General features: G+C 70.0%; 20 protein-coding genes. 8 read left to right on the forward strand and 12 right to left on the reverse strand.

Going from position 1 to position 23,034, the window contains the following annotated elements:
• Positions 1-24: 24 nt before the first annotated feature.
• Positions 25-627 (forward strand): peptide deformylase, encoded by a 603-nt coding sequence (gene def / locus ACVTJA_RS22845; RefSeq protein ID WP_465839139.1) that lies wholly within the window; start codon positions 25-27, stop codon positions 625-627.
• Between the two features lie 4 nt (positions 628-631).
• On the opposite strand, the gene ACVTJA_RS22850 is transcribed toward def, so the two are convergent.
• Positions 632-1,513, reverse strand: coding sequence for a type VI immunity family protein (locus ACVTJA_RS22850; protein WP_465839141.1), 882 nt, complete (start codon positions 1,511-1,513; stop codon positions 632-634).
• Between the two features lie 26 nt (positions 1,514-1,539).
• Positions 1,540-2,205: a hypothetical protein gene (locus ACVTJA_RS22855; protein ID WP_465839143.1), complete on the reverse strand. Its 666-nt coding sequence runs from the start codon at positions 2,203-2,205 to the stop codon at positions 1,540-1,542.
• 194 nt (positions 2,206-2,399) lie between these two features.
• Between ACVTJA_RS22855 and ACVTJA_RS22860 the strand changes: the two genes are divergently transcribed.
• From ACVTJA_RS22860 to ACVTJA_RS22870, 3 genes are all read left to right on the forward strand, one after another.
• Positions 2,400-3,467 carry an NADH:flavin oxidoreductase/NADH oxidase gene (locus tag ACVTJA_RS22860; RefSeq protein ID WP_465839145.1) on the forward strand — a complete coding sequence of 356 codons (1,068 nt, stop codon included), beginning with the start codon at positions 2,400-2,402 and terminating at the stop codon, positions 3,465-3,467.
• A 134-nt stretch (positions 3,468-3,601) separates the two neighbouring features.
• Positions 3,602-4,018 (forward strand): hypothetical protein, encoded by a 417-nt coding sequence (locus ACVTJA_RS22865; RefSeq protein WP_465839147.1) that lies wholly within the window; start codon positions 3,602-3,604, stop codon positions 4,016-4,018.
• A gap of 7 nt (positions 4,019-4,025) precedes the next feature.
• Complete coding sequence (locus ACVTJA_RS22870; protein WP_465839149.1) at positions 4,026-4,874, forward strand: MBL fold metallo-hydrolase; 849 nt, start codon at positions 4,026-4,028, stop codon at positions 4,872-4,874.
• Between the two features lie 7 nt (positions 4,875-4,881).
• Here the strand turns inward: ACVTJA_RS22870 and ACVTJA_RS22875 are convergent, their stop codons facing one another.
• Positions 4,882-5,475 carry an HD domain-containing protein gene (locus ACVTJA_RS22875; protein WP_465839151.1) on the reverse strand — a complete coding sequence of 198 codons (594 nt, stop codon included), beginning with the start codon at positions 5,473-5,475 and terminating at the stop codon, positions 4,882-4,884.
• A 162-nt stretch (positions 5,476-5,637) separates the two neighbouring features.
• Here ACVTJA_RS22875 and ACVTJA_RS22880 point away from each other — a divergent pair, with 162 nt between their 5' ends.
• Positions 5,638-7,875 carry an MltF family protein gene (locus tag ACVTJA_RS22880; protein ID WP_465839152.1) on the forward strand — a complete coding sequence of 746 codons (2,238 nt, stop codon included), beginning with the start codon at positions 5,638-5,640 and terminating at the stop codon, positions 7,873-7,875.
• 103 nt (positions 7,876-7,978) lie between these two features.
• Here ACVTJA_RS22880 and ACVTJA_RS22885 read toward each other — a convergent pair whose 3' ends face one another.
• Positions 7,979-10,459, reverse strand: coding sequence for a MopE-related protein (locus ACVTJA_RS22885; protein ID WP_465839154.1), 2,481 nt, complete (start codon positions 10,457-10,459; stop codon positions 7,979-7,981).
• A gap of 96 nt (positions 10,460-10,555) precedes the next feature.
• On the opposite strand from ACVTJA_RS22885, the gene ACVTJA_RS22890 reads away from it, so the two are divergent.
• The gene (locus ACVTJA_RS22890; RefSeq protein ID WP_465839155.1) at positions 10,556-11,728 is read left to right on the forward strand and encodes an FAD-dependent monooxygenase; all 1,173 of its coding nucleotides are present in this window, start codon (positions 10,556-10,558) and stop codon (positions 11,726-11,728) included.
• Positions 11,729-11,745: 17 nt separating this feature from the next.
• On the opposite strand, the gene ACVTJA_RS22895 is transcribed toward ACVTJA_RS22890, so the two are convergent.
• The 3 genes from ACVTJA_RS22895 to ACVTJA_RS22905 form a co-directional block, all read right to left on the reverse strand.
• Positions 11,746-12,459, reverse strand: a complete 714-nt coding sequence (locus ACVTJA_RS22895; RefSeq protein WP_465839157.1) for a hypothetical protein — start codon at positions 12,457-12,459, stop codon at positions 11,746-11,748.
• Positions 12,460-12,544: 85 nt separating this feature from the next.
• Positions 12,545-14,101, reverse strand: coding sequence for a mucoidy inhibitor MuiA family protein (locus ACVTJA_RS22900; RefSeq protein ID WP_465840495.1), 1,557 nt, complete (start codon positions 14,099-14,101; stop codon positions 12,545-12,547).
• Positions 14,101-16,323 (reverse strand): DUF4139 domain-containing protein, encoded by a 2,223-nt coding sequence (locus tag ACVTJA_RS22905; protein ID WP_465839159.1) that lies wholly within the window; start codon positions 16,321-16,323, stop codon positions 14,101-14,103. Before ACVTJA_RS22905 ends, ACVTJA_RS22900 begins: the two co-directional genes overlap by 1 nt.
• Before the next feature lie 221 nt (positions 16,324-16,544).
• Here ACVTJA_RS22905 and ACVTJA_RS22910 point away from each other — a divergent pair, with 221 nt between their 5' ends.
• On the forward strand, positions 16,545-16,964 hold the full coding sequence (locus ACVTJA_RS22910; RefSeq protein ID WP_465839161.1) for a peptidase associated/transthyretin-like domain-containing protein: 420 nt from the start codon (positions 16,545-16,547) through the stop codon (positions 16,962-16,964).
• 1 nt (position 16,965) lies between these two features.
• Here ACVTJA_RS22910 and ACVTJA_RS22915 read toward each other — a convergent pair whose 3' ends face one another.
• The 3 genes from ACVTJA_RS22915 to ACVTJA_RS22925 all read right to left on the reverse strand — a co-directional run bounded on the left by ACVTJA_RS22915 (position 16,966) and on the right by ACVTJA_RS22925 (position 19,787).
• Positions 16,966-17,511, reverse strand: a complete 546-nt coding sequence (locus ACVTJA_RS22915; RefSeq protein ID WP_465839163.1) for a M15 family metallopeptidase — start codon at positions 17,509-17,511, stop codon at positions 16,966-16,968.
• A gap of 85 nt (positions 17,512-17,596) precedes the next feature.
• Positions 17,597-18,004 carry an MGMT family protein gene (locus ACVTJA_RS22920; RefSeq protein ID WP_465839165.1) on the reverse strand — a complete coding sequence of 136 codons (408 nt, stop codon included), beginning with the start codon at positions 18,002-18,004 and terminating at the stop codon, positions 17,597-17,599.
• Between the two features lie 124 nt (positions 18,005-18,128).
• A complete protein-coding gene (locus tag ACVTJA_RS22925) occupies positions 18,129-19,787 on the reverse strand; it encodes a DUF2339 domain-containing protein (protein WP_465839167.1) in 1,659 nt (552 codons plus the stop codon).
• A 309-nt stretch (positions 19,788-20,096) separates the two neighbouring features.
• Between ACVTJA_RS22925 and ACVTJA_RS22930 the strand changes: the two genes are divergently transcribed.
• Positions 20,097-22,061, forward strand: a complete 1,965-nt coding sequence (locus ACVTJA_RS22930; RefSeq protein WP_465839169.1) for a WD40/YVTN/BNR-like repeat-containing protein — start codon at positions 20,097-20,099, stop codon at positions 22,059-22,061.
• A 1-nt stretch (position 22,062) separates the two neighbouring features.
• Here ACVTJA_RS22930 and ACVTJA_RS22935 read toward each other — a convergent pair whose 3' ends face one another.
• Together ACVTJA_RS22935 and ACVTJA_RS22940 are read right to left on the reverse strand one after the other, a co-directional pair.
• Complete coding sequence (locus ACVTJA_RS22935; RefSeq protein WP_465839171.1) at positions 22,063-22,461, reverse strand: ACT domain-containing protein; 399 nt, start codon at positions 22,459-22,461, stop codon at positions 22,063-22,065.
• Positions 22,462-22,479: 18 nt separating this feature from the next.
• Entirely contained in the window at positions 22,480-23,010 is a 531-nt protein-coding gene (locus ACVTJA_RS22940; protein WP_465839173.1) for an FHA domain-containing protein, read from the reverse strand.
• Positions 23,011-23,034 lie beyond the last annotated feature (24 nt).

Below are 23,034 nucleotides of genomic sequence, written 5' to 3' on the forward strand. Positions count from 1 at the left end.
CCCCGGGCCCTGTACCGTTCGCGCATGGTGCTCAAGATCGTTCAGGCAGGGGAGCCGGTGCTGCGGCAGAAGGCGCGGGATTTGACTCTGGAGGAGATTCGCAGTCCGGAGACGCAGCGCCTCATCGAGCTGATGCGCAACACGATGCGCGACGCGCCGGGCGTGGGGCTCGCGGCGCCGCAGGTGGGCGTGGGCGTGCGGCTGGTGGTGATTGAAGACCGGGCCGAGTACCAGGCGGGCCTGTCTCCCGCGGACCTGGCGGCGCGAGAGCGCGGACCGGTGGCCTTCCACGTGCTCATCAACCCGAAGCTCGTGGTGGAGGACCCGACGCCCGCGGAGTTCCACGAGGGCTGCCTGAGCGTGAGCGGCTTCGCGGCCCTCGTGGCGAGGCATCGGGGCGTGCGCGTGGAGGCGCTCAACGAGCACGGCCAGCCGGTGACGCTGAGCGCGAAGGGCTGGTACGCGCGCATCATCCAGCACGAGCTGGACCACCTGGACGGCACGCTCTACATCGACCGGATGGAGACGCGGAGCTTCACCACCGCGGAGAACCATCGCCGCCACCACGCGGGTCGCAGCACCGCGGAGCTCCGTGCGGCCCTGGGACTGCCCGAGCGGAAGGGGTAGGGCGTCAGTCGAGGAAGCGGCGCTCCCAGCGGACAAGCTCCTCGGGGGTGAAGCCCAGGTTCATGGCGTAGGGATGCTCCTCATGGAAGAGCCATGGCTCGAGGACGCACGCCAGCTCACGGTAGGCGGGGAGCGTTTGGCCCCGCTCGGTGTCACCTGCCTCCGGCCAGTCGCCGAGCGTGATGACGGCGCTGTCGTTCCCCAAAGGTTCGACTGTGGTCCCGGGAGAACGAAGTCGGTCCCGCAGCGCTGCGACGCCCCCGAGCCCATTCAACGCGGGCTGCCCGAGGAACGTGAGCCACGCCGGGCCACGCACCTTGGTGCCAATTTCCCAGGAGACGTGCAGCATCTCGAGGATGTCGAGGCCCGGATAGCGGAAGACATATGGGCGCACCCGCTGTGGAACGCCCACGAGGTCGAGGTCGCCAGCAATCGAAAGCCCTGCATGGCCGGAGGAGTAGGGCAGTGCTTCCGCGAGTTGCAATGCAAGCGCACGGACCCATCCCGGGCCTCGCTCCTCCATGAGTTCAGTGGGGAGCCTGAAATACGCAGCGCAGGTGGCATCTGGTTGATTGCGCAGCGCGGTGTTGGCCGGTTTCCCATAGGACTCGAAGACGTAGGCGTTTCCTCGCGACGTGTCTCTCAAATGCGTGATGAAGCCACGGCAGCCGCGTAGCCAGGACCTGATGTGCTCCCAGCCAGTCTCATCGAGTTCCTGCCACTCACCTTCGGAATCCGCGTACAGGCCCAGTGTCTGGGAACCCACCGCGTCAACGAAGACGTCCAGCGCGCGTAGCAGGTCCGGCGCGACCTCGGCATATGGCCGGTGCATGTAGAAGCAGAAATGCACCGCTTCCCGGGCCAGGGTGTAGCCGTTCTCCGCCATGACACGGACTCTCGGGTAGCGCTCACTCATCGAAAGACTCCCCACCTTGGTGCAACACGCCAGACCTCCGCGCCGAGTGCCTCCCGGTAGATGGTCTCCTGTACATCTCCTCCGTAGGGGTGTCCTTGCGGGTACTGCCTTGGGCGAGGTGGCTCGTTACTGTTCGCACAGGGGAACTTGAAATCATAGATGGCCTGGGCTTCGAGCGGGTTACCGGAGTGGATGACGATATCCGGAACGAGGGTTCCCCTCAGCTCCTCGCCACACCGCAGGCGCAGCAGGGAGCGGACCTCTTCGGCGCTGACAAGCGCCAGCGTCCGGGCTTCCCTGTCGTAGCGGTATCGCTGCTCCAGGCTGAACCTTCCCGAGAATCGCCTTCCGAGCGCCTCCCGCGTACACGCCAGGGCCACCTCGTGCATGAGGCAGCCGAGCTGCATGGCCCGGGTGATGCGCCTGCCGGTGCCCGACTCCTCCACGACCTCACTGCACTCCCGTGGTGTTGGGCTCCTGCCGCCGAAGTACTCCAGCAGCACCTTCGAACGCGCCTGCTCGGCACACGCGGTGAGCTCTTTCTCCACCACGACCCGAGTCGCCTCTTCCAGCACCCGAAGCACGGTAACTCCGGTCCTCACCGTCGACGCTACCGTCTTCAGGGTGCGCGCCAGGGGGACCGCAGTCTCCTCGCCCGCCATGCGAGCACAGAGCGCGGGTTGTTGCTTGCACCCCGAGGTCGCCGAATCGAATGCGTAGCGCCCAGGTGTACCGCTGTCCGGGGTGCCTGCGCAGGCCGCGATGAACAGCATGCACGGTACGAGCAGCACCTGAATCCATCTTGAGCTTCCCATCGGCACGTGTGTCTCCCGGGTCCACGTCCCGTGGAGGATAGATGAGCAGCCTCCTCTTCAGCCCCGTGGCCCTGCGTGAAGTCCAGCTCCACAACCGCATCGCCGTCTCACCCATGTGTCAGTACTCCGCGGACGACGGCTTCGCGAACGACTGGCACTTCGTCCACCTGGGCAGCCGTGCGGTCGGTGGCGCGTCGCTCGTCATCGTCGAGGCCACCGGTGTCGAGGACATCGGCCGCATTTCTCCGCAGGACCTCGGCCTCTGGAAGGACGCGCACGTCGAGCCGCTCGCCCGCATCACCCGGTTCCTCGAGCTGCACGGCGCCGTGGCCGGCATCCAGCTCGCCCATGCCGGACGCAAGGGGTCCACCCTGCGCCCGTGGGAAGGCGAGGGCGCCGCGTCTCCCTTGGCTGGAGGCTGGCGTCCCGTCGGCCCGACCGCCACGCCCTTCGGGCCCGGCTACCCGGAGCCCACCGCTCTCGATGCGAAGGGAATCGCCCGCGTCGTCCGGGCCTTCGCCGACGCCACCGTGCGTGCACGTGCCGCCGGCTTCCGCCTCATCGAGGTCCACGCCGCCCACGGCTACCTGCTCCATCAGTTCCTCTCGCCGCTCTCCAACTCCCGCAAGGATGAGTACGGCGGCTCGTTCGAGAACCGCGTCCGCCTCACGCGCGAGGTGGTGCGCGCCGTGCGCGCGAAGTGGCCGGACGAGCTTCCCGTCATCGTCCGCCTGTCCTGCACCGACTGGGTCGAGGAGGGCTGGTCGCTCGAGGACTCCGTCGCGCTCGCGCGGTTGCTCCTGCTGGATGGCGTCGACCTCATCGACTGCTCTTCGGGCGGCGTCGTCCCCGGAGTGAAGATTCCCGCGGGCCCCGGCTACCAGACGCCCTTCGCCGAGCACATCCGCCGAGAGGCGGGCATCCCCACGGGGGCCGTGGGCCTCATCCGCTCCGCGATGCAGGCCGAGCACATCCTCCGCACGGGGCAGGCCGACCTCGTCTTCCTCGCGCGCGAACTGCTCAGAGACCCGTACTGGCCCCTGCGCTCAGCACGCAAGCTGCGCGCGGATGCGCAGTGGCCCGTGCAGTACGAGCGCGCCCGCGATTGATTCCCTGCGAACCGCGCGTGCACGGGCCCGTGTGTCCGGGCAGCAGCCGTGAAGGCACCCTCCCCATGGGCCCTCTCGCCGCATGCGCGCGAGAGCCCCACTCCTGAGATGTCCCCCTCGCCCAGGAGCCGCGCATGTCCCTCCCCGCGAAGAAGCTCGCCATCCTGGTGGCCGCCTGGCTCGTCGTGCCTGTGGGCCTCGCCTCCGCGCAGCAAACCGAATCCACCGCGCCCTCGGGCCCCGCCTGTGGCGGCTTCGCCGGCATCGCATGTCCCGACGGATATTCCTGCGTGGACGACCCCAGCGACGACTGCGACCCGAACAACGGCGGTGCCGACTGCGGCGGCATCTGTACCCCCGCACCCGAGGAAGCGGCGCAAGCGGGCGACGGCGGCACGCGGGACTCAACGGCCTGCGAGTCCAGCGACCCGAACATGAGCTACATCTCGAAGGACCCGGAGCGGTGCGCGGCCATCCGCTTCGTCTGTGAGACGGGGAAGGAGCCCTTCTTCAACGACTGCGGTTGCGGCTGCCAGCCTGTCGCGCAATAAGCGGCGGATGCTCACCGAGGTCGCAGCGGGTCCCTATACCGTCCGCGGAATCTCCGTCGGCGGCGTTTACACGTCCCTCCAGGTGCCGGAGTTGGACTCCGTGCTGGACGTGGGCGTGCCCATCCGCTCCTTCGCGGGGACGGACCGCATCTTCCTCAGCCATGCGCACCCGGACCATGCCAGCGGGCTCGGCTCGCTGCTCGGCATCCGCCGGCTCATCGGCAAGGGCCCGCCGCAGGTCTTCCTGCCCGCGGAAATCGAGGCGCCCGTGCAGGAGTCCCTCGCGGTGCTGTCCCGCCTGCACCACACCTCCATGGAGGTGCGCACCGTCCCGCTGCGCCCGGGGGACGTGCACGCGCTCGGGCATGGCCTGTACGTGCGCGCCTTCCGCACGCACCATCCGGTGCCGTCGCTCGGCTACCAGTTCTTCCGCCGCATCACCAAGCTGCGGCCCGAGTTCCACGGCCTCCCTCCGCAGGAAATCGCGAAGCGGCGGCAGGCGGGGGAGAACCTCCTCGACGAGGTGGACCGGCTCGAGCTGGCCTACGCCACCGACACGCTCTCGCGCGTGCTGGAGACGGAGCCGTCCGTGCTCGAGTCGCGCGTCCTCATCATCGAGTGCACCTTCGTGGACTCGCGCCACACCGTGCAGGACGCGCAGGAGCGCTGGCACCTGCACCTGGACGAAATCGTCGCCCGCGCCGACCTCTTCCGCAACGAGGCGCTGGTGCTGATGCACTTCAGCCAGGCGCACGGCCCCGAGGAGGTCCAGGCCACCATCCGCGCGCGCCTGCCTCCGTCCCTCTACGAGCGCGTCCGCGTCTTCGCTCCCACCACGGGCCGCTGGTTCGGGTGAAGCGGGCTCACTCGGGGCGCAGGGACTCCAATTCCGAGAGCACCGCGCGCAGCTCCGGCGACTCCAGCGCCTTGTCCACCGAGGCGTAGAACTGCGAGAGGTCGCCCATGCCCTGGTGCTCGTAGACGCACGCCTGCAGGCCCATCTCCAGCCGGTCGAGCTGCCGCACCAGCCTCCCCTCGAAGGAGGTGCCGTGCTCGTACTCGTCCCACAGGGCCAGGTACTCCGCGGCGCGAGGCAGCTTGCCGAAGATGGTCTCCACCGCTCGCCGCTCCAGCGCCTGCTTGGTTGCCTTGTCCACGCCGTCATGCGGGGTGATGTCACCCGCGTACGCCTCGCCCAGGTCGTGCAGCAGCGCGATGCGGACCACCTTCGACGCATCGGCTTGCGGGAAGAGGCTCTCCGCGACGAAAAGTCCCAGCAGCGCGACGAAGAACGAGTGCTCCGCCACGCTCTCGCACCGCTCCGGGGGAATGCCCACGCGCAGCCAGCCCTGGCGGAAGAGCTGCTTGAGGTGGTTCAGCTCGAAGTAGACCTCGATGAGCGGGAGTGTCTTTCGACCCTGGAGCAGGGCCACCGGGGGCGCGGCCTTGGTCTTCATGCGTCATCTCCTCGTCCCGGCACCGTACACCGGCCCTCGGGCCCGTACTCCTGGTGAGGATGATTCCAGAGGGGAAAATCGGCTAGATGTGGGCCGAGGATGGTCCGCGCCGTTTCGCCTCCGGGCGGAAGACCCACGGGCCATGAGGAGGGGGAGTTCATCGTGGTGCATTCGTCCTGCTGGAGCCTGTCGTCCGCGCGTTGGCTGCTCGCCGCCGCGCTCCTCGTCACCGCCACCGCCTGCAAACGGGAAGCTGTCGAACCGCCGCCCGCGCCGCCCGCGAAGCCGAGCGCCGCCGTGGAGCCGGACGACCCGCCGTTCCCCGAGGAGCTGCTCGCCCGCGCCGACGTGCCCGCCACGAAGGATGCCCCGGCCGAGCCCCCGCCGCCGCCCGAGCCGCCCTTCACCGGAGACCTCGCGGAGCTGCGCAAGCGAGGCACGCTGCGCGTCCTCGTGGACGGCACCGAGGAGGAGTCTCTCCCGCGCCAGGGCATGCCCCAGGAGCAGGACCGGGCCCAGTTGGAGCGCTTCGCGGAGAAGTACGGCATGGCCGTGGAGCTCATCCCCGTCGCCAGCTTCGACCAGCTCATCCCGATGTTGCGCGAGGGACGCGGCGACCTCATCGCCGCCGACCTCACGGTGACGCCGGCGCGCGCGAAGGAGATTGCCTTCACGCGTCCCATGGCTCGGGTGAACGAAGTGGTGGTGGGCAAGCGCGGCGCGCAGGGACTGCCTCGCAAGCTGGAGGAGCTGGCCGGCCGCACCGTGCACGTGCGCGCCAGTTCCACGTTCGCGGCCACGCTGAAGGAGCTGGCGAAGGAGAAGGCTCCGGGGCTCGTCATCGAGACGGTGCCGGAGACGTTGGACCCCGAGGAGCTCGCGTGGCAGGTGTCTCGCGGTGAGCGCCCGCTGACGGTGGTGGACAGCCACCTGCTCGCGGCGATGGAGACGTACAACCCGGACGTGGAGGGGCTGTTCCCGATTGCCGAGGGACGGCAGCTCGCGTGGGCCGTGCGCCTGGAGAACCCCGCGCTGCGCGCCGCGCTGGACGCCTTCCTCGTGGAGCGCGCGCTGACCGAGAGCCGGGACACGCGCGTCACGGTGGACCTGGACGGCATCCGCAAGCGCGGGGTGCTCCGCGTCCTCACGCGCAACAGCCCGGTGACGTACTTCCTCCATCGGGGTGAGCAGGCCGGCTTCGACTACCGGATGGCGAAGCTCGCCGCCGAGGCGCTGAAGGTGCGGCTGGAGGTGGTGGTGCCGCCCACGTACGAGCAGCTCCTCGCGTGGCTGAAAGAGGGACGTGGTGACGTCATCGCCGCCGCGCTCACCGCCACCGAGGAGCGCGCGAAGGAGGTGGCCTTCAGCGCGCCGTACCTCTACGTGGACGAGGTCCTCGTGCAGAAGGCCGGGGCGGAGAAGCCCGCGTCGCTGGATGCGCTGAAGGGCAAGGCCATCCACCTGCGCAAGTCGTCCAGCCACTTCGCCAACCTGAGCGCGCTGGGGGCGCAGCACGGCTTCACGCTCGTCGAGGAGCCGGAGGACATGGACACGGAGACGCTCATCGACCGCGTGGCGCGCGGGGAGATTCCGTACACGGTGACGGACAGCCACATCCTCGCGGCGGAGCGCGTGTACCGCGACGACGTGGAGGCGGCGCTGACGCTGCCCGGACAGGGCACACCGGCGGGGAAGGATGGGCACTACGGCATCGCCTTCGCGGTGCGGAAGGAGAGCCCGAAGCTGAAGGCCTTCCTCGACGGCTTCGTGAAGAAGACGTACCGGGGCGTCGAGTACAACGTGGCCCGTCGCCGCTACTTCGAGGGCCACCGCGACGAGGCGCCGGCCACGGTGGAGACGGCGCTGACTCCGGGGGCGATTTCTCCGTATGACCCGCTGGTGCAGTCGTACTCGGCGCGCTACGGCCTGGACTGGCGGCTGATGGTGGCGCAGATGTTCCAGGAGAGCCGCTTCAACCCGAAGGCACGCAGTTGGGTGGGCGCGCAGGGGCTCTTCCAGGTGATGCCCGCCACAGGCAAGGAGCTGGGCTTCGTCAAGCTGGAGGACCCGGACCAGGGCATCCACGCGGGCGTGAAGTACATGCACCAGCTCATCGGCCGGATTGCACCGGAGATTCCCTTCAAGCAGCGCCTGCGCTTCGCGCTCGCCGCGTACAACGCGGGGCTCGGCCACGTGCTGGATGCGCGCCGGATCGCGCTGGAGCAGGGCCTGGATGCGAACCGGTGGTTCGGCAACGTGGAGAAGGCCATGCTCATGCTGGAGAAGCCGAAGTACTACCGGCGGGCGCGCCATGGCTTCTGCCGTGGCTCCGAGCCGGTGAAGTACGTGTCGGAAATCCAGACGCGCTACGGCAACTACACGGAGGTGGTGCAGCGCTGAAGGGTAGGGTGCTGCACGGTGTGCCCCGGGCTCGAGAGAGCTCGGGGACTCCACGGCGGTGGTGGAGCGTTGAGGCGTGAGGTGCCGCACTCCATGACCGGGCTCAGGGGAGCTCGGGGAAGTGGATGACGCGGCCTCCGGGGCCCACGGCCCAGATGTTGGTCGGGGTGACGCTCACGATGTCCCGCAGCGGGCCCGCAGGCGAGGAGGTGTACAGCGCCGGCAGCCACTGAGTGCCCGTGTAGCGACGGATGACGCCCACTGAGTCCGTGACGTAGACCGACGTGCGGTCCGGCGCGCAGACGCTCGTGTAGTTGGTGACTGCTGGAGGCGTTACAGCCGCCCAGTTGGAGCCTCCCCACCTTGCGATGGTGGAGTTGTCGCCCACCGCGTACGCGAGCGTCGGCGACGTCATCCAGACACTCCGGAGCGAGGATTCATTCGACCCCAGCACGCCCATGGTGGTGGTGTCTGTCCCGCCGGTATAGGTCTCGATGAGGGGCTTGTGGTTTCCTCCCGGCTCCTGGGTCGCGATGAACAGGCGTGAGCTGTCGAAGCCGTGGACGTCCCGGTAGACTGGGCTGTTGTCGTCGACCTGCGTCGGCGCACTGCCTGAGGTCCAGGAGTGCAGGCGGCCGCTGTCATCCACCACGTAGAGGAGCGGGGTCGGCCCATCAAAGCCGATGAGGCCCGTGCCGTTGGCGCCGCCAGGCAAAGCGTGCTGCTGGACGCACGTGCTCCCGTCGTGCTGGGCCACCCGGCCCCCGTCACCCGAGAGGAACACGCGTCCATCGCTGCTCACCCAGGCCGCGTTCCAGTTGATGGTGCCACACGTGCCATCGAAGCTGGTGAACGTTCCGCTCGCGCTGGTGCGGCGGGCCAGCGCGCCACCAGCCCCGGCAATCCACACCGGGTAGCCGCTGGCGCCGTCCTTGTGGATGGCCACCGTGTTCCAGTCGCGCCCCGTGACGGCCGGGTCCGTCAATTCCTTCCAGCCGGCGCCCATGCAGACGTTGTTCTCGTCGGCATTGGTGTCGCAGTCGTTGTCGCGCTGGTCGCAGACCTCGGTGCCGTTGCCCTTGTTGTACTTGTCTGTGTCGTCGCAGTCGGTATTCCGGTCCGCCATGTTGGCGGGGACGTTCTGGCCGGGGCAGTAGGACTGCGCGGTGGTGCCGGTCGCGCCATCCCCGTCACCATCCGCGTCTGTGTAGTAGTTCGTCGGCGACGGCGCGTTGCAGGATGTGCCGGTCTGCGCTGTGTTGCATTCATAGACACCCGGGCAGGCGACGCCGCAAGCGGCCCCCTTCCGGGTCGGCCCCGAGGTGAAGGGCTCGTCCTCGTTGCCGTCGCAGTTGTCGTCCTCCTCGTTGCACAGCTCCTGAGCACCGGGCTTCACCGCGTTCTTGCTGTCGTTGCAGTCGAAGGTGGCGGTGGGCCCCACATAGCCGGCGGGCTGCATGCAGCCCGTCCGTGAGTCACTCTGAAGCCCGTAGCCGTCGCCATCCCCGTCGCGGTACCAGACCTTGTTGAAGCCTTCGTCCGAGCCGTTGCGGCAGTTGTCGTCCTCTTCGTTGCACACCTCCTGCGCGTTTGGATTCACGGAGGCCTTGTCGTCGTTGCAGTCGGTGTTGTTGGGCACGTAGCCGCTCGGCGCCCTGCACTTTTCTTGCGAGTTCGAGGCAGTGCCGAAACCATCGCCGTCCGCATCCCGGTAGTACGTGCTCACCGGCAGGCCATCATCCGGCACGTTGTCGCAGTCGTTGTCCTTGTCGTCGCACGTCTCCGTCAGCCCGGGCTTGCGGTCGCTGTCGGTGTCATCGCAGTCGTTGTTGGTCGCGACGTGGTCGGGCGGGGCTTTGCAGGCACTCACCATCGGCCCGGCGCCCACACCGTCATGGTCCGCGTCTCGGTAGAAGCTGCTCTGCGGCAGGCCGTCGTCGATGCCGTTGGCGCAGTCGTTGTCGATGCCGTCGCACACCTCGGCTCGGCCCGGCGCCTTCTCGGTGGTGGAGTCGTCGCAGTCCCCGCCCCGTGCCACGTACTGGGCGGGCTCCGCGCAGCCCTTCACCGGCTCTCCCGCGCCGTACCCGTCTCCATCCCCGTCGCGGTAGTAGGTGCGCTGGGACACGGTGGCGTCGTTGTCCGCGCAGTCCGTGCCGCCGTTGGCGATGGGGACGAAGCCGTCGCCGTCGACGTCCACCGCGCTCAAGGAGACTTTCACCGCATTCACGCCCTCCGCATCCAGCGTCACCGTCTGCGTGTCGCGCGCCACCTCGGGCCCCGAGCACGACTGCTCGCGCGCGGTAGTGACGACCTCCAACGTCAGCCCCCAATCGGAAGCGCGCCGGAACTCGGCTTCGACCTTGCGTGCCGAAGCGTCACGGTCCAGGACCTCGAAGCGGGTGATGAGCGACTTGTCGGGCGCCGCCTTGTCGCGAGCGAGCACCTCGATGCAGCCGGCCTTGAAGTTGAAGGATGCCTCCACCTTGACGGAGCGCTCTCCGAGCAGCTCATCCAGGCTCGGCACGGTGCAGGCGCAGAGCATCAGCACCACACCCAGGCTCAACGGCTTCATGACACGCATCACGCACCTCTCCGGTGCGAGCTTCCCCCGCTCGCGCGAGGGCAAGCCATACCATTGCCCTACCCACGTCCGCGAGGCGTGCGTTAATGAGACGCCATGTCAATTGCCACGAGCACCGCGCCCAGACACATCCTCATCGCCGGTGCTGGAATCGGAGGCCTCACGCTGGCCTGTGCGCTCCGCCGCGCGGGCCACACCTTCACCGTCTTCGAGCGCGCGGATGCCCTGCGCTGGGTGGGCGCGGGCATCATCGTGCAGATGAACGCCGCCGTGGCCCTGCGCCGCATCGGCCTCGACGGCGCGGTGGCCGCGGCCGGTGCCAGCCCCACGGACAGCGCCATCCTCCGGCCCTCCGGCGCCACCATCACCCGGCTGCCCATCCAGAAGCTCCAGCAGGAACTGGGCGCCCCCATGACCTGCCTCCACCGTGCCCGGCTCCAAGGCGTGCTGCTGGAGCACGCGGGGGCGGAGCACGTGCGGCTCGGGCTCGCGGTGACGGGCTTCCGTGCTGACGGCAACGGCGACGGCGTAACCGTGACGCTGTCCGATGGGAGCACCGTGAAGGGCGACGCGCTGGTGGGCGCGGATGGCCTTCGCTCGGCGGTGCGCAGTGGCCTGCTCGGAGATGCGCCACTGCGGTACTCGGGTTACACGAGCTGGCGCGGCATCTCTCCCGAGGTCCCCAGCGTGCGGCCGGGCCGAGTCTCAGAAACGTGGGGCCGGGGGGCGCGCTTCGGCGTCGTGCCCATCGGCTTCGGACAGGTGTACTGGTACGCCACGCTCAACGCGCCCGCAGGCAGGCAGGATGCTCCCGGCACTGCGCGTGTCCGGCTCCAGGAGGTCTTCCGAGGCTGGCACGCGCCCATCGCGGACCTGCTCGCCGCGACGCCGGACGACGCCATCGTGCGCACCGACATCCACGACCGACCGCCCGTGCAGCGCTGGAGCCATGGGCGCGTGACGCTGCTCGGCGACGCCGCGCACCCGATGACGCCCAACCTGGGGCAGGGCGGTTGTCAGGCCATCGAGGACGCCGTGGTGCTGGCGGAGTGCCTGTCCGCCGACGCCGACGTGGCGCGCGCCCTCATCACCTACGAGGAGCGCCGACGCGAGCGCGCCAATCAAATCGTGCTCCGCTCGTGGCGGCTGGGGCAGCTCGCGCAGATGGAGAGCCCCGCTGGCCGATTCCTGCGCGACGCGCTCTTCCGGCTCGTTCCCTCGGGACTCGCCGCGCGTGGCGTGAAGGACCTGGTGCGCTCCGCCGGGTGAGCGGAGCGCGCGGAACGTCAGAGACTCAAGCCCAGCAGCGCGCCGGCAAAGGGCCCACTGATGGAGATGGAGAACCTGTCCGACGTCGCGCCGTCTCCGAAGCCGTCCGCCTTGTTGAAGTACTGCGTGTAGCCCACCTGGACGCGCGAATAGACCCAGCGCCCGAAGGAGTAGTGGAGCGACGCCATGCCGCCCGCGCCGAAGACCCATTTGCGAGCCCGGTTCTCGGAGAAGCCGCTGCCCAGCACCGGCCCATTCGGCTCGGATTGGTTGAATTGAATCCGCCCGGTGGGCAGGGATACCTCGGCCGCGCCGCCGTACGCGCCCACGCCCAGCGACAGCCGCTTCGCCAATGAGAAGCGCTTCTCCAGCCCGGGGCGGAACGACAGCACCTGCACGTCATCCGCGAAGTACCAGTCGACGCCGTTGATCCACCACAGGTCGTCCCGGTTCGAGCCGCGCAGGAGGTTGAAGTGCAGCCCCCCTGACAGCCGCACCGCGTTGTGCCGCGCCTCCAGGGGCTTCGTGAGCACGGCCGTCCTGGCAATGAACGCGGCCGGGTGCTCCATGCGAGTGAAGGAGCCGCCCACCTCCACCGCGAGCTGCGGCGGCCGGGCGTAGTTCCCATCCGCCTCGGGCGGCGGCGGGGGCGGGTCCTCCGCCAGCGCCGACGCGGGCAGTCCGAGCGACACCAGCAGTCCAAGGGAGCACAGTGCGGAGTTGAAGCTCATGGGGGTTCCTCCTCCCGAGGGAATAGTCACGGGCCGTACCACGGAGGAAGAGGCCCACCCAAACGGCTGTTGCGCGGTGGAACCATCACAGCCCGGCCACCTTCGACGCGCTGGTGACGGTGTACGCCAGCGAAAGTTCCTGCTGTGAACGGGGAGGGGCCGCCAGCTCGAAGCGGACGATGCCGTCGTCGCTCACCTTGGCCGGAGCCGGCTTCGTGGCGTCCTTCAGCAGCATCACCTCCACCGCCTCCACCTCGGAGACGGGCATGCGCTCCTCCAGGGCCACCGACTCGGGGCGGGAGCCCATGTTGGACAGGTACAGCCGCACCCGCTGCGTGCGCACGCGGCGGCCGGTGAGGCGGCTCGTCTCCACCTCCTCGTCCACCTTGCGCGCCACGCGCAGCGAGTCCTCACTGCCGAAGCCCAGCTTCACGCGCTCGCCGCGTCCGGTGAAGCGCAGCTGCGCACGGCCCACGTAGCCGCTGGAGCGCACCAGGTCCACCGGCCCCGCCAGCAGCACCGACGGACCCGTGTTGTCGAAGCGCGCCACGCGGTGCACCAGCGGAGACAACTCCGGGCACGCGAGGAACTCGGCCGCCGCGGGCGCCGTGAAGCGGAACAGCGGCACGCGGTGCGGCTCGCCATCCGAAGGCACGGTGGCCCGGTGCTGTGCCAGCAGCGTCAGCGGCTCGCCTCCGTCGTCCATGCCGGGCAGCCCTTCCTCGCGCTTCGCCGCGCCGCCCTCGCCGGTGGTCTGGATGACCTCCTCGCGGATAGCCACCTCCACCACCTGCTTCTCGCGCTCCGTCTTGTCGCGCAGCCACAGCCAGTCCTCCACCAGCCGGGGCGGCGAGGCGCCCAGCGTGGGGCGCGCGGTGGAGAAAGCCAGCTCCGCGTCCTTCCACTCCTCGTCGGTGCGCTGCCACACCACGGCCTCGCACTCCAGCGTCACCGATTCGCCCTTCTCGCCTCGCTCCAGCGTGGCGCGGTAGGCCGGACGCCACGCCGCGCAGGGCACCAGGTACGTGACGGACAGCACCGCCGAGCCACCGGCGGGGTGGCCCACCTCCAGCTCGGCGTACACGTCCAGCTTCGACTCCGGCACCTCGGTGCCTGACAGCGCGTTGCGTGCTTCCTGCAGCCGCTCCTTGCGCTGTTGCACGTCACGGCTCGCCGCGCGCAGCGCCGCCTCCGCCGCGTCCAGTGCCTGGCGCACGGTGGTGAGCTGCTGGCGCCACGCCTCGGGTCGGTCATGGCCACGGCCGGCGTCCTCGGAGATTGCGCGGTACACGTCCTCGTGCGCGCTCAGGAGCAGCGTGTGTTGGTATTGCCGCCGTTCCTCCTCCGCCTGGGCCCGGCGCAGCTCCTGCTCCAGCTCCGTCACGCGCCGGCCCAGCTCGGTGCGGTGTTCGCGCAGGGCCTCGGGCCTGTACGGCTTCACCGCGCGGCGGATGCGCGCCTGCGACACCGTGCCTCCAGCCACCTTCGCCTGGAGCGAGCGGTCCACCGCCAGCGGCGACAGCCCCTCGATTACCAGCCGCTGCGCTCCGGCGACGAGGGGCACCTCGCCACGCCGCTCGACGAGCGCGCGGTCCTCGAGGACGGTGACCTTGACCACGGGCAGGGTCATCGGGGTGCCCATCATGTCCTCCGGTTCCCCCCGCCGAGCATCTTGCTGGCGGGAATCTTCACGGTCCACGTCGCCTTCAGCGTCTGCGCCTCACCCGGCTGGAGCACCACGCGCCACGCGCGCTCGCCCTCCACCTGCGTCTCACCGGGCAGCGGCGTGCGCTTCTGCCAGAGCGGTGCCACCTCCGTCTCCTCCACCTTGATGTCCTTCTCCGAGCCTGCGGGCACCGCGGGCACGCGCTCGCACACCTCCACGAGGATGCGGTTCGTCAGCCGGTTGGCCAGCTCCACCGACACGTGGTGCGTGAGCATCGTCGCGCCGCCGAAGATGCCGCCGGTGGCCTCGTCGAAGCGCGTGTTGCGCGCGACCTTGATGGACTCCTCCACGCCCAGGCCCAGCCGCTGCGTGGCTCCGGGCGGCATGGTGGGCAGCGGCGACGTCATCAGGAACTCGTCGCCCAACGTGACGTCCACCGGCCCTGCGAGCAGCGGGTAGGGCGTGCGGTTCTCCACGCGCACCGTGCGGAAGGCCCGCGTCTCCACCGAGGGCACGCAGACGTACTCGGCGGACAGGCCCACCGGCACGGACAGCACCGGCACCGTGTGCCACGTCCCATCCGAGGGCACGTCCGCCCGCGCCTCCACGTCGAAGCGCGCGTCGAAGTGCGGCGACGACTGGCGGGGCGGCACGGACCACGCAGGCGAAGGCGCCTGCCACACCGTGGATACCTCCTGCTCGCTCACGGCGACCAGCGCCATGACGTCGATGCGCACGTGCACCGCGGCCAGCGCCAGCAGCTCGCGGGTGACGTGGGCGGGGCGGGGACGCAGCCGGCCACGCGCGCCAGGCTCGTCCGCGGACGCCAGCTCCAACCGGTCGTAGTCGAGCAGCGAGTCGGAAGGCTCCACGCGCGAGGCCTGTTGTCGCTCCTCCGCGCCGCCACCACCGCCGAGCGTGCCCGGAGCACCGCCGAAGCCCTCGGCCATGTCGGCGAAGGCTTCCATGGGAGCCTCCTCCTCGACGTCCGCCGGCCTGGGAGGCGCGCCCGCGCGTTTCTTCGAAGGCATGGACCGGGAGGGGGCAGCGACCACCGCGGCGCGCGGGCGGGCCATGGGGGGCATGGACGCCATCGGTGCACCCGCCGGTGCGGGGGCGGGAGGAGGGGGCGGATAGGCGCCCGTGGTCGACAAGCGGTCGTCCCGGGCCAGCTCCTCTGTGTATTCCTTCTCGGGGGCGGGCTCCTGCATGGACATGGGAGCCGCCTGGCCCTTCGGCGGCGCGGGCGGCTCGAGCTTCGCGAGCGAGGGAGCACGCGTGGAGTCGAAGCCCGCGAACAGCTCGTCCAGGCCGGGCGGAGGCTCACGCCAACCGGAGCGCGCGGGAGGCGGCTGGCGCCTTCCGATGCGCAGCGCCTTGAGCTCCGGCACCTCCGCGCGCCGCTCCAGGTCGGCGGTGGAGACGGACAGCTTCACGCCCGTCCAGTCCTCGCCGGTGCGTTGGAGGACGGAGGCCCGCATCCGCAGCGTTCCTTCCTCCAGCGTGCGCGGCAGCCGCAAGTCGTACGTGGGCACCCAGCGCGCGCCCGGCACCGCGTACTCCAGCGCGAGCTTCGCGGGGTGCTCCACGCCCGGGACGCTGGCCAGGGTGAGGACGGCGGCGCGGTACACGCGGGCCCGCTCGCCGCGCGCCGACATGGAGGCCTCGGCGAGGCGCTGCTTGCGCATCGTCACCTCGGCCTCGGCATCGCGCTGCTGGCGCTCCAAATCCAGCTTCTTCGCCAGCAGCGTGCCCAGGTCCGAGTCCACCAGCGACGCGAGTGACAGCAGCGCGGCCACCGGCGCGTCGCGCGGCTGCACGTCTTCCTTCTTCCGGGTGGGGTAGGAGGGCGTGAGCTTCACCACCGCCCGCAGCTCGCGCTGCACGACGCCCAGGGCCGCGGTCGCCTCGGTGAGCCGGGCGCGAGCGGTCTCCAGCGCGTGCAGCTCGGAGGGCACATCCACCTCGTCGGGGAGCTGGACGTCGAACGCGGCGCGGATGTCACGCACCGCGAGCCCTGGAGGGCCCTGCAACACGGACGCGCGCAGCGAGCCGGGGCGCAATGACAATGGCAGGCCATTGATGCGCACCTGCGTGGGGAGGCGGCCACCCTCCGCCTGTACCGTGGCGACGCGCGTACACAGCGCCCCCTCGGCATGAACGGTGACCGCATCCAGCATGGACGGCACGACGAACATGAACCCCCCTCACCGGGCAGAGGCGCACACGGTAGTCGAGTTGCCCTTGGGAAATCATGCCCCCATGACCCCGGGTCCAGCGGATATGGGCGTCGGGCCAGGCCCCTGGAAAACCACCAGTGCCTCGCATTTCTGAGGGGCCCCCTCGGGGCGGGCTCGTGGAGTTACGCGTGGTTCAGTGCGTCATCCACCCGGTATGTGAGTTGCTTCCAACCTGGGGCATGCTCCGGACCGCTGCCTTCCCACTGCTCGCCGCGCTCGCCCTGGGCGGGTGTGACCTGCCCTCGTCCCTGGAGCGCTCGTTCTCGGATGACGACAGTCCTCCCAGCGCGCGCTCGTGCGAGGGCATCTCCTGTGGCCCCTGTGCGCCCGCGATTACGGTGCGCGTCACGGGAGGGCCCGGCAACCCCATGCCCGAGGCGTCGCTGTCCGGCATCGACGGGAGCTGCGGGGCAGATGGCACCACGACGGTGTGCTCGACGAATGTCCACGCGCCTGGCGACTACGCCTTCGCGGTCAACGCTCCCGGCTACAAGCCGGCGGCCGTGGAGGTGACGGTGCCCGAGGTGCTGGTGGTGGGCGCGTGCTGCAACTGCGGCTACGACGCGCGCGTGGTGGACGTCACGCTGGAGCGGCAATAGCTCAGCTCGCGTCCTGCTTCGCGACGGGCGCGGCGACGGGCTCCGGCTCCAGCTCGCGGCCCAGGCAGTCCTGTCCCTCCTCGGGTCCCTGCGTGGAGCGCGGGCGGTACTCCCAGTGCCACGGCTCCGACGGCACCGTGCGGCGGAAGCCGAAGCGGCACGCATGCGACGCGAGCCAGTCGTAGGTGAGCGAGGTGATGTCTCCCACGACGAGGTCCACCGCGAGGCCCCGCTGGTGGTTGGAGCGCCCGGGACGCGCGGCCTTGGGACCCAGTCCCTGCCGGTAGCGCTGGTACAGCCACCGCTGCTCTCGCCGCGAGCGGTAGCCGCTGGTGACCCACAGCGATACGCCTTCCTCGCGAGCCTCCGCGCTCATGCGCAGGAACGCCGCTGCGGCGGCATGGTGGAGCAGCTCTCCGCCCTTGATGCGGACGAGCTTCGCGCCCTTCGACTTCGGCCGCCGGCTCTTCTTTTCGGCGGCGAAGGAGGAGGACGCGACGAGGCACACGAGGATGAAGACACCCCAGCGGAGGAACGCGAGCGGCATGTTGGATTCCGGCCCGGTGGCCGGAGTGTGATGCTCTCGCGTCTATTCCCGCGTGCAAGCAGGCGGGGAGGCAGGCGTCTGCTCGTCAAAACAGACGAAGCTGCGCGTCCGGCGCGTCGCCAGGACGCTTCGGCAGGGTCTGGAACCCGTGGGCGCGGGCCCATTCCTCGCTCGGCCCAGACCAGTGGTGCGCGTCCATCCGCACATGGCCGCGCTCGTCGAAGGCGACACCTTCGGACTCCAGCAACTCGCGCTGGCTGTAGCCCGACGTGCTGATGCCGCCGGTGCGGTTGATGATTCGCTGCCACGGCACCGTCTCCGCGCGGGCGCCGAGCGCGCCCAGGGCATGGCCGACGATTCGGGCGTCACAGCCGTCGCCGACGATGGTCGCGAGGTCGCCGTAGGTGGCCACCTTGCCGGACGGCACCTGCTCGCAGGCGGTGTAGATGCGCTCGAAGTATTCGCGCTCGTCGCGCACGGGTGGGGTGGACATGGCGCCCTCCTGGCCGGTGAAGGTCTCCACTGCCCAATGCCGTGTCATGGGTTGTGAGTCAAGGGCACAACCGGGCAGGTGGGGTGGTATCGGGCCGGAGCGTCCGGTGGCGGGCGCCCGTGCGTCAGCCCTTGCGGTCCCTCAGGCGCGTGTACGTGTACGAGATGACCAGCAGCATCACCCCCAGCAGGATGAACGTGAGGACGCGCTGGTCGGCGGGGAGGTTGGACAGGTCCACCACCAGCAGGCGCACCAGCGCGAGCCCGAGCAGCGCGAGCGCCGCCCAGCGGTACCAGCGCTCGCGCACGGCGAAGCCCAGGGCGAAGAGGCCGAAGGCGGCCACCACCCAGCCCAGCGTGACGAGCCCCGCGGGCATCAGCCCGCCCACGAGCCAGAGCAGCGACAGCCCCGCGCCCACCGCGCACGCGGCCTGGATGAGGGCCCCCTCCTGCCGCACCGCCGCTGCTGACGGCAGGCCCGGCCAGGGCACGGAGCCGGCGCGCTCCACGACGACGAAGGCGACGAAGAGGGCCGCGAGCAGCAACGTCCGCTCCGGCGTGAGCACCTCGCACGTGCCCAGCGCGGTGAAGAGGATGAGCACGCCCACCCACCGCAGCACCGGCGAGTCCGCGCCGCGCGCCGCGAGCCCCGTGGCCAGCCCCGTCACCGTCCACGCGGCCACCAGCGCGGCGTCCTTGTACTCGGTGGGCATGGCCAGGGCGAAGGTGAGGGCGGTGAGCGCGAGGTACGCGTGGAAGAGGGGGCCGGGGGCACGCCGCGCGCGGGCCACCATGGCGCTGCCGGCCTCGGCGAGCGCGAGCACCACGAAGAAGGTGAAGAGGTGGCCCTCGCTCCACCGCGCCACCTCGAACCCGCCGAGCAGCGTCATCCCCATCCAGTTGAGCAGCGCGAAGGCGAGGCACGCGCGCTGGGACAACTCACGCGGACGCGCCAGCAGCGCCACGGAGAAGAGCGCGAAGTAGATGACGAGGAAGCTCAGGCTGAGAATCAGCCGCTCCCGCTCCGGAGCGCCGGGGGCCACGCTGTCGTTGCGCAGCGCCCACACGACGTGCGTCGAGTACACCGCGACGAGGCTCGACAGCGGCACCACGACCCAGCGGTTGCGCACGAGGAAGAAGAGGGCGCCGGACGCGAGCAGCGTCGTGGACAGCAGCGTGAAGGTGGTGATTTCGCTCAGCATCCCCGTGTGCAGCCCGAGGAAGAGCGCGATGCCGGCCACCGTCTCCGACTGCATCCGGTGCGCGATGACCACGATGGCCACGACGAGCAGCGCGAGCAGCACCAGCGCGAGCGCCTCGCTCTCGATGACGCGCACCGAGGGCAGGAAGTGCAGCGCGTACGTGACGAAGTAGGCCAGCGCGAGCCCGCCGCCGAAGACGATGCGCCCGAACAACTCGTGCCGCCGCGCCAGCCACAGGCCGAAGGCGCCCAGGCCCGCGCTCAGCACATAGCCGGCCACCACGCGCGCCAGCACGCCCAACTCACCGAAGTGGTAGGTGATGAGGTACGCGATGCCGATGATGAGCGCGACGATGCCCAGGCGGCTCAGCCAGTAGGTGCCGAGGTGCGCTTCTAAATCCCGCTGCTCCGGCGGTGGCGTGACGGTGCCGGGGGGCGTCACAGTCGCGGCGGGCGGCGGCGCTTCGGACCGCACGGTACCCGAGGCCTCCAGCCGGGACAGGCGCGCCTCCAGCGAGGCCACCGTCGACTCCAACCTGCGGATGGCTTCGCGAAGCTCCTGCTCCTCCCCCTCGACCGCCATTCCCTCGACCTCTCGTCAGCGAGGGCACCGGCACGGCCACGATGCCCGATATCGACTCCAGGTGCCGCTGATGCGCGCACAGCCGGACGCGCCGTCATCCAGGGGCAAGGGTGTACATCAAGCGCGCCGCGCGCGATGTGCAAGTGCCAGACACGTCGCTGCAAGGGATTCACGGTGTTGACGCGCCACGGCGAAGACTGTTCGCGCCGCGAGATCCATCCGGGACTGTTGGTTTCAATACCCATTCGAGCCGTGGTGCGGGGCCAGGACGCGCCACGGTCATCTCCTCGAAGTCACAAAGGAAACGTCATGTCCCGCGACAATCTCTTCGCAGCCGGTGCGGCGCCCGCTGCTCGGCGGAACACGGGGCTTGTGACCCTGCCCCTGGCATTCCTCGTCCTTGGCGCGCTGGCGCTGGCTGGCTGTGATCAGGGCCCCGATGAACCTCCTGACGATGGGCAGCAGGACGCGGGCACGGGCCAGGATGCGGGAAGCGACGGAGGTACCACGCAGGCCTGTGGTGGCGGGTGCTCGGAGCCGGAGGTGTGTGGCGGGCGGGGCATGGCCGATGTCTGCGCGATTCCCGCGGCGGACCGCGAGTGCAGCGCGGATGGCTGGTGCTGGGAGTATCCGCTGCCGCACGGCAACACGCTGGCCAGCGCCTTTTTCCGAGCGCCGGATGATGGCTGGGCGGTGGGCGAGCTCGGCCGCATCCAGCACTGGGATGGAACGCGGTGGACGCGCGTGGCCAGTGGTACGACGGACGACCTGCGCGGCGTGCATGCCGTCTCCGCCACGGAGACCTGGGTGGTGGGCCGCAATGGCACCGTGCTGCGCGGCTCGGGAGGCACCTTCTCCGCGGTGGATGCGGGAACGCGGCAGGACCTGTCCTCCGTCTGGGCTTCGGGCGCGAATGACGTCTGGATGGTGGGCGCGGCGGGCACGGTGGTGCGCAACCGCGGGAGCGGCTTCGAGGCCATGGACGCGGGCACGACGCAGGGCCTCAATGATGTCTGGGGCAGCAGCCCGGAGGACGTGTGGATGGTGGGGCAGCGCGGCACCGTGCGGCACCATGACGGCAACAGCATCGTCGGCATCGCCACCAGCACGAAGCTGCCGCTGTACGAGGTGACGGGCACCGGGCCGAACGACGTCTGGGCCGTGACGTCGGAGGACCCGTGCCTCTTCTGCGACGACTACGGCATCGTCTACCGCGTCTCCACGGCCGGTCTGGAAGAGCGGCTGCACATGTCGGATGAGTTCTTCCACGTCCATGCGCCGGCGCCTTCGACGCTGCTCGTCGTGGGTGAGGGCGCACGCTATCGGTGGGACGGAGCGACCTGGCAGCGACTGGGGTCGGGGAGCGACGGCACCATGGCCGGCAGCGGCGCCAATGACGTGTGGCTCTTCGGCCGGGCCGGCCTCGTCGAGCGGTGGAACGGAAGGTCCTGGACGACGAAGGTTCCCCGGCGCGAGCTGAACGCGACGCGCGACATCCACGGCAGCGGCCCGGACGATGTCTGGGTGGTGGACAACAGGGGCAAGGTGCTGCACTGGAACGGCGGTGGCTTGAAGGCCTCCGAGCCCATCGACCTCCTGCTGGACGACGTGCAGGGCGTCTACGCGGCCTCGCCGACCGAGGTCTGGATGGTGACCGCCAGCAATAGTGACGACCCCGTCCTCTGGAATGGCTCGGCGTATTCGCGAGCGCCGCACGTGGACCACCAGGGACTGATGGCGATTCATGGCTCGTCGGCGACGGACATCTGGGCGGTGGGCGTGTCGGGTGAGGCGCTGCACCGTGATGCCTCGGGCTGGACGCACGTCGCCACTCAGGTCACCAAGACGCTGAATGACGTCTGGGTGCAGAGTCCGTCGCTCGCGGTGGCCGTGGGCGCCGAGGGCACCATCGTGCTGTGGAACGGCACCGCGTGGAGCGCGATGACGTCGGGCACCACGAAGAACCTGCTCAGCGTGTGGGGCACCAGCGCGTCCGACATCTGGGCCGTGGGCGAGACGGGCACCCTCCTTCACTTCAACGGCACCGCCTGGCAGCCCGTGTCGAGCGGAACGCAGGTGAACCTCAACGCGGTATGGGGCGTGTCCACGACGGCGGTGTGGGTGGTGGGCGAGGACGGAACGCTGCTGAAGCGCAACGGCGCCCAGTGGGTCTCCGAGCGCACCGGCACGCGGAACGACCTGTCCGCGGTGTGGGCCGCCTCCGCGTCGGATGTGTGGCTCGGCGGCACCGGAGCGGTGCTGCGCAAGAACTGACTCAGCGCGCGAAGGACTCCAGCAGGGCCATGGCGTCCGTGGCCCGCGCGGAGGGGATGAACAGGTGGTCGTGGTAGTACGCGGCCACCGGATTCACCCCGATGCCGTGCGAGGCCAGACGCGTGGAGACGGCGGCGATGAAGCCCACCGCGTCCAGGCTGGAGTGCACCGACAGCGTCACCAGCCGGAACGTCCCCGGATACGAGAGGCCCGCCGCGTCGGCGCGCTCGCGGCGGAGGATGAGCGTGAGGCCCTCGTCCTCGTGGAAGAGGCCCACGGGCGCCAGCGCGTTCAGGTCCGGTGAGGCCGGGTGGGGCAGGGTGCAGAAGACGTACTCCCCGTCCTTCAGCACCGGCTTCATGGACTTCAGCAGCACGTCCAGGTTCGTCTCGCCCGCCATGACGCCGTTCCTCGGGACCTACCCGCTGCGGGAGCCCAGCCCGGTGGCCTCGCCCGAGCAGAGGCGCTCGTGCAGGGTGCCCGTCAGCAGGTACCAGAACTGCACGTTGCCGAAGCTGAGGATGTCGCCGTCGCGCAGCACCGCCTCACGCGCACCCAGCGTCTGCGCGTTGAGGAAGGTGCCGTTGGTGGAGCCCAGGTCCTGCACCGTGCAGCGTTGCTCGGCGCCGTTCCAGCGCAGCTCCGCGTGCATCTTCGAGACGGACGCGTCCTCGATGACGAGGTCGCAGTCCATGCGCCGGCCGATGCGCAGCCGGTCCGTGGACTGGAGGGGTGGAAGCGTGGCGACGCGGAGGTGTTCGAATTCGAACAGGAGCGCCAGCATTCCCTGCTGGATGTCCTCGGGGTCGGCCATGCGGGTGGGGGCGAGGACGGCGGCGGACGCGTCGGCGGGTGGGCGCTGGATGAGCGCGAACGGGCCGAGCTGACGCTGGAAGGCGGCGGTGGGCAGCGCGGCGGCGAGCGCGCGCAGTTCCTGGACGGACAACACGCGGGCAGCCTACCGGGTCACCCG

The organism is Pyxidicoccus sp. M6, assembly GCF_055568925.1.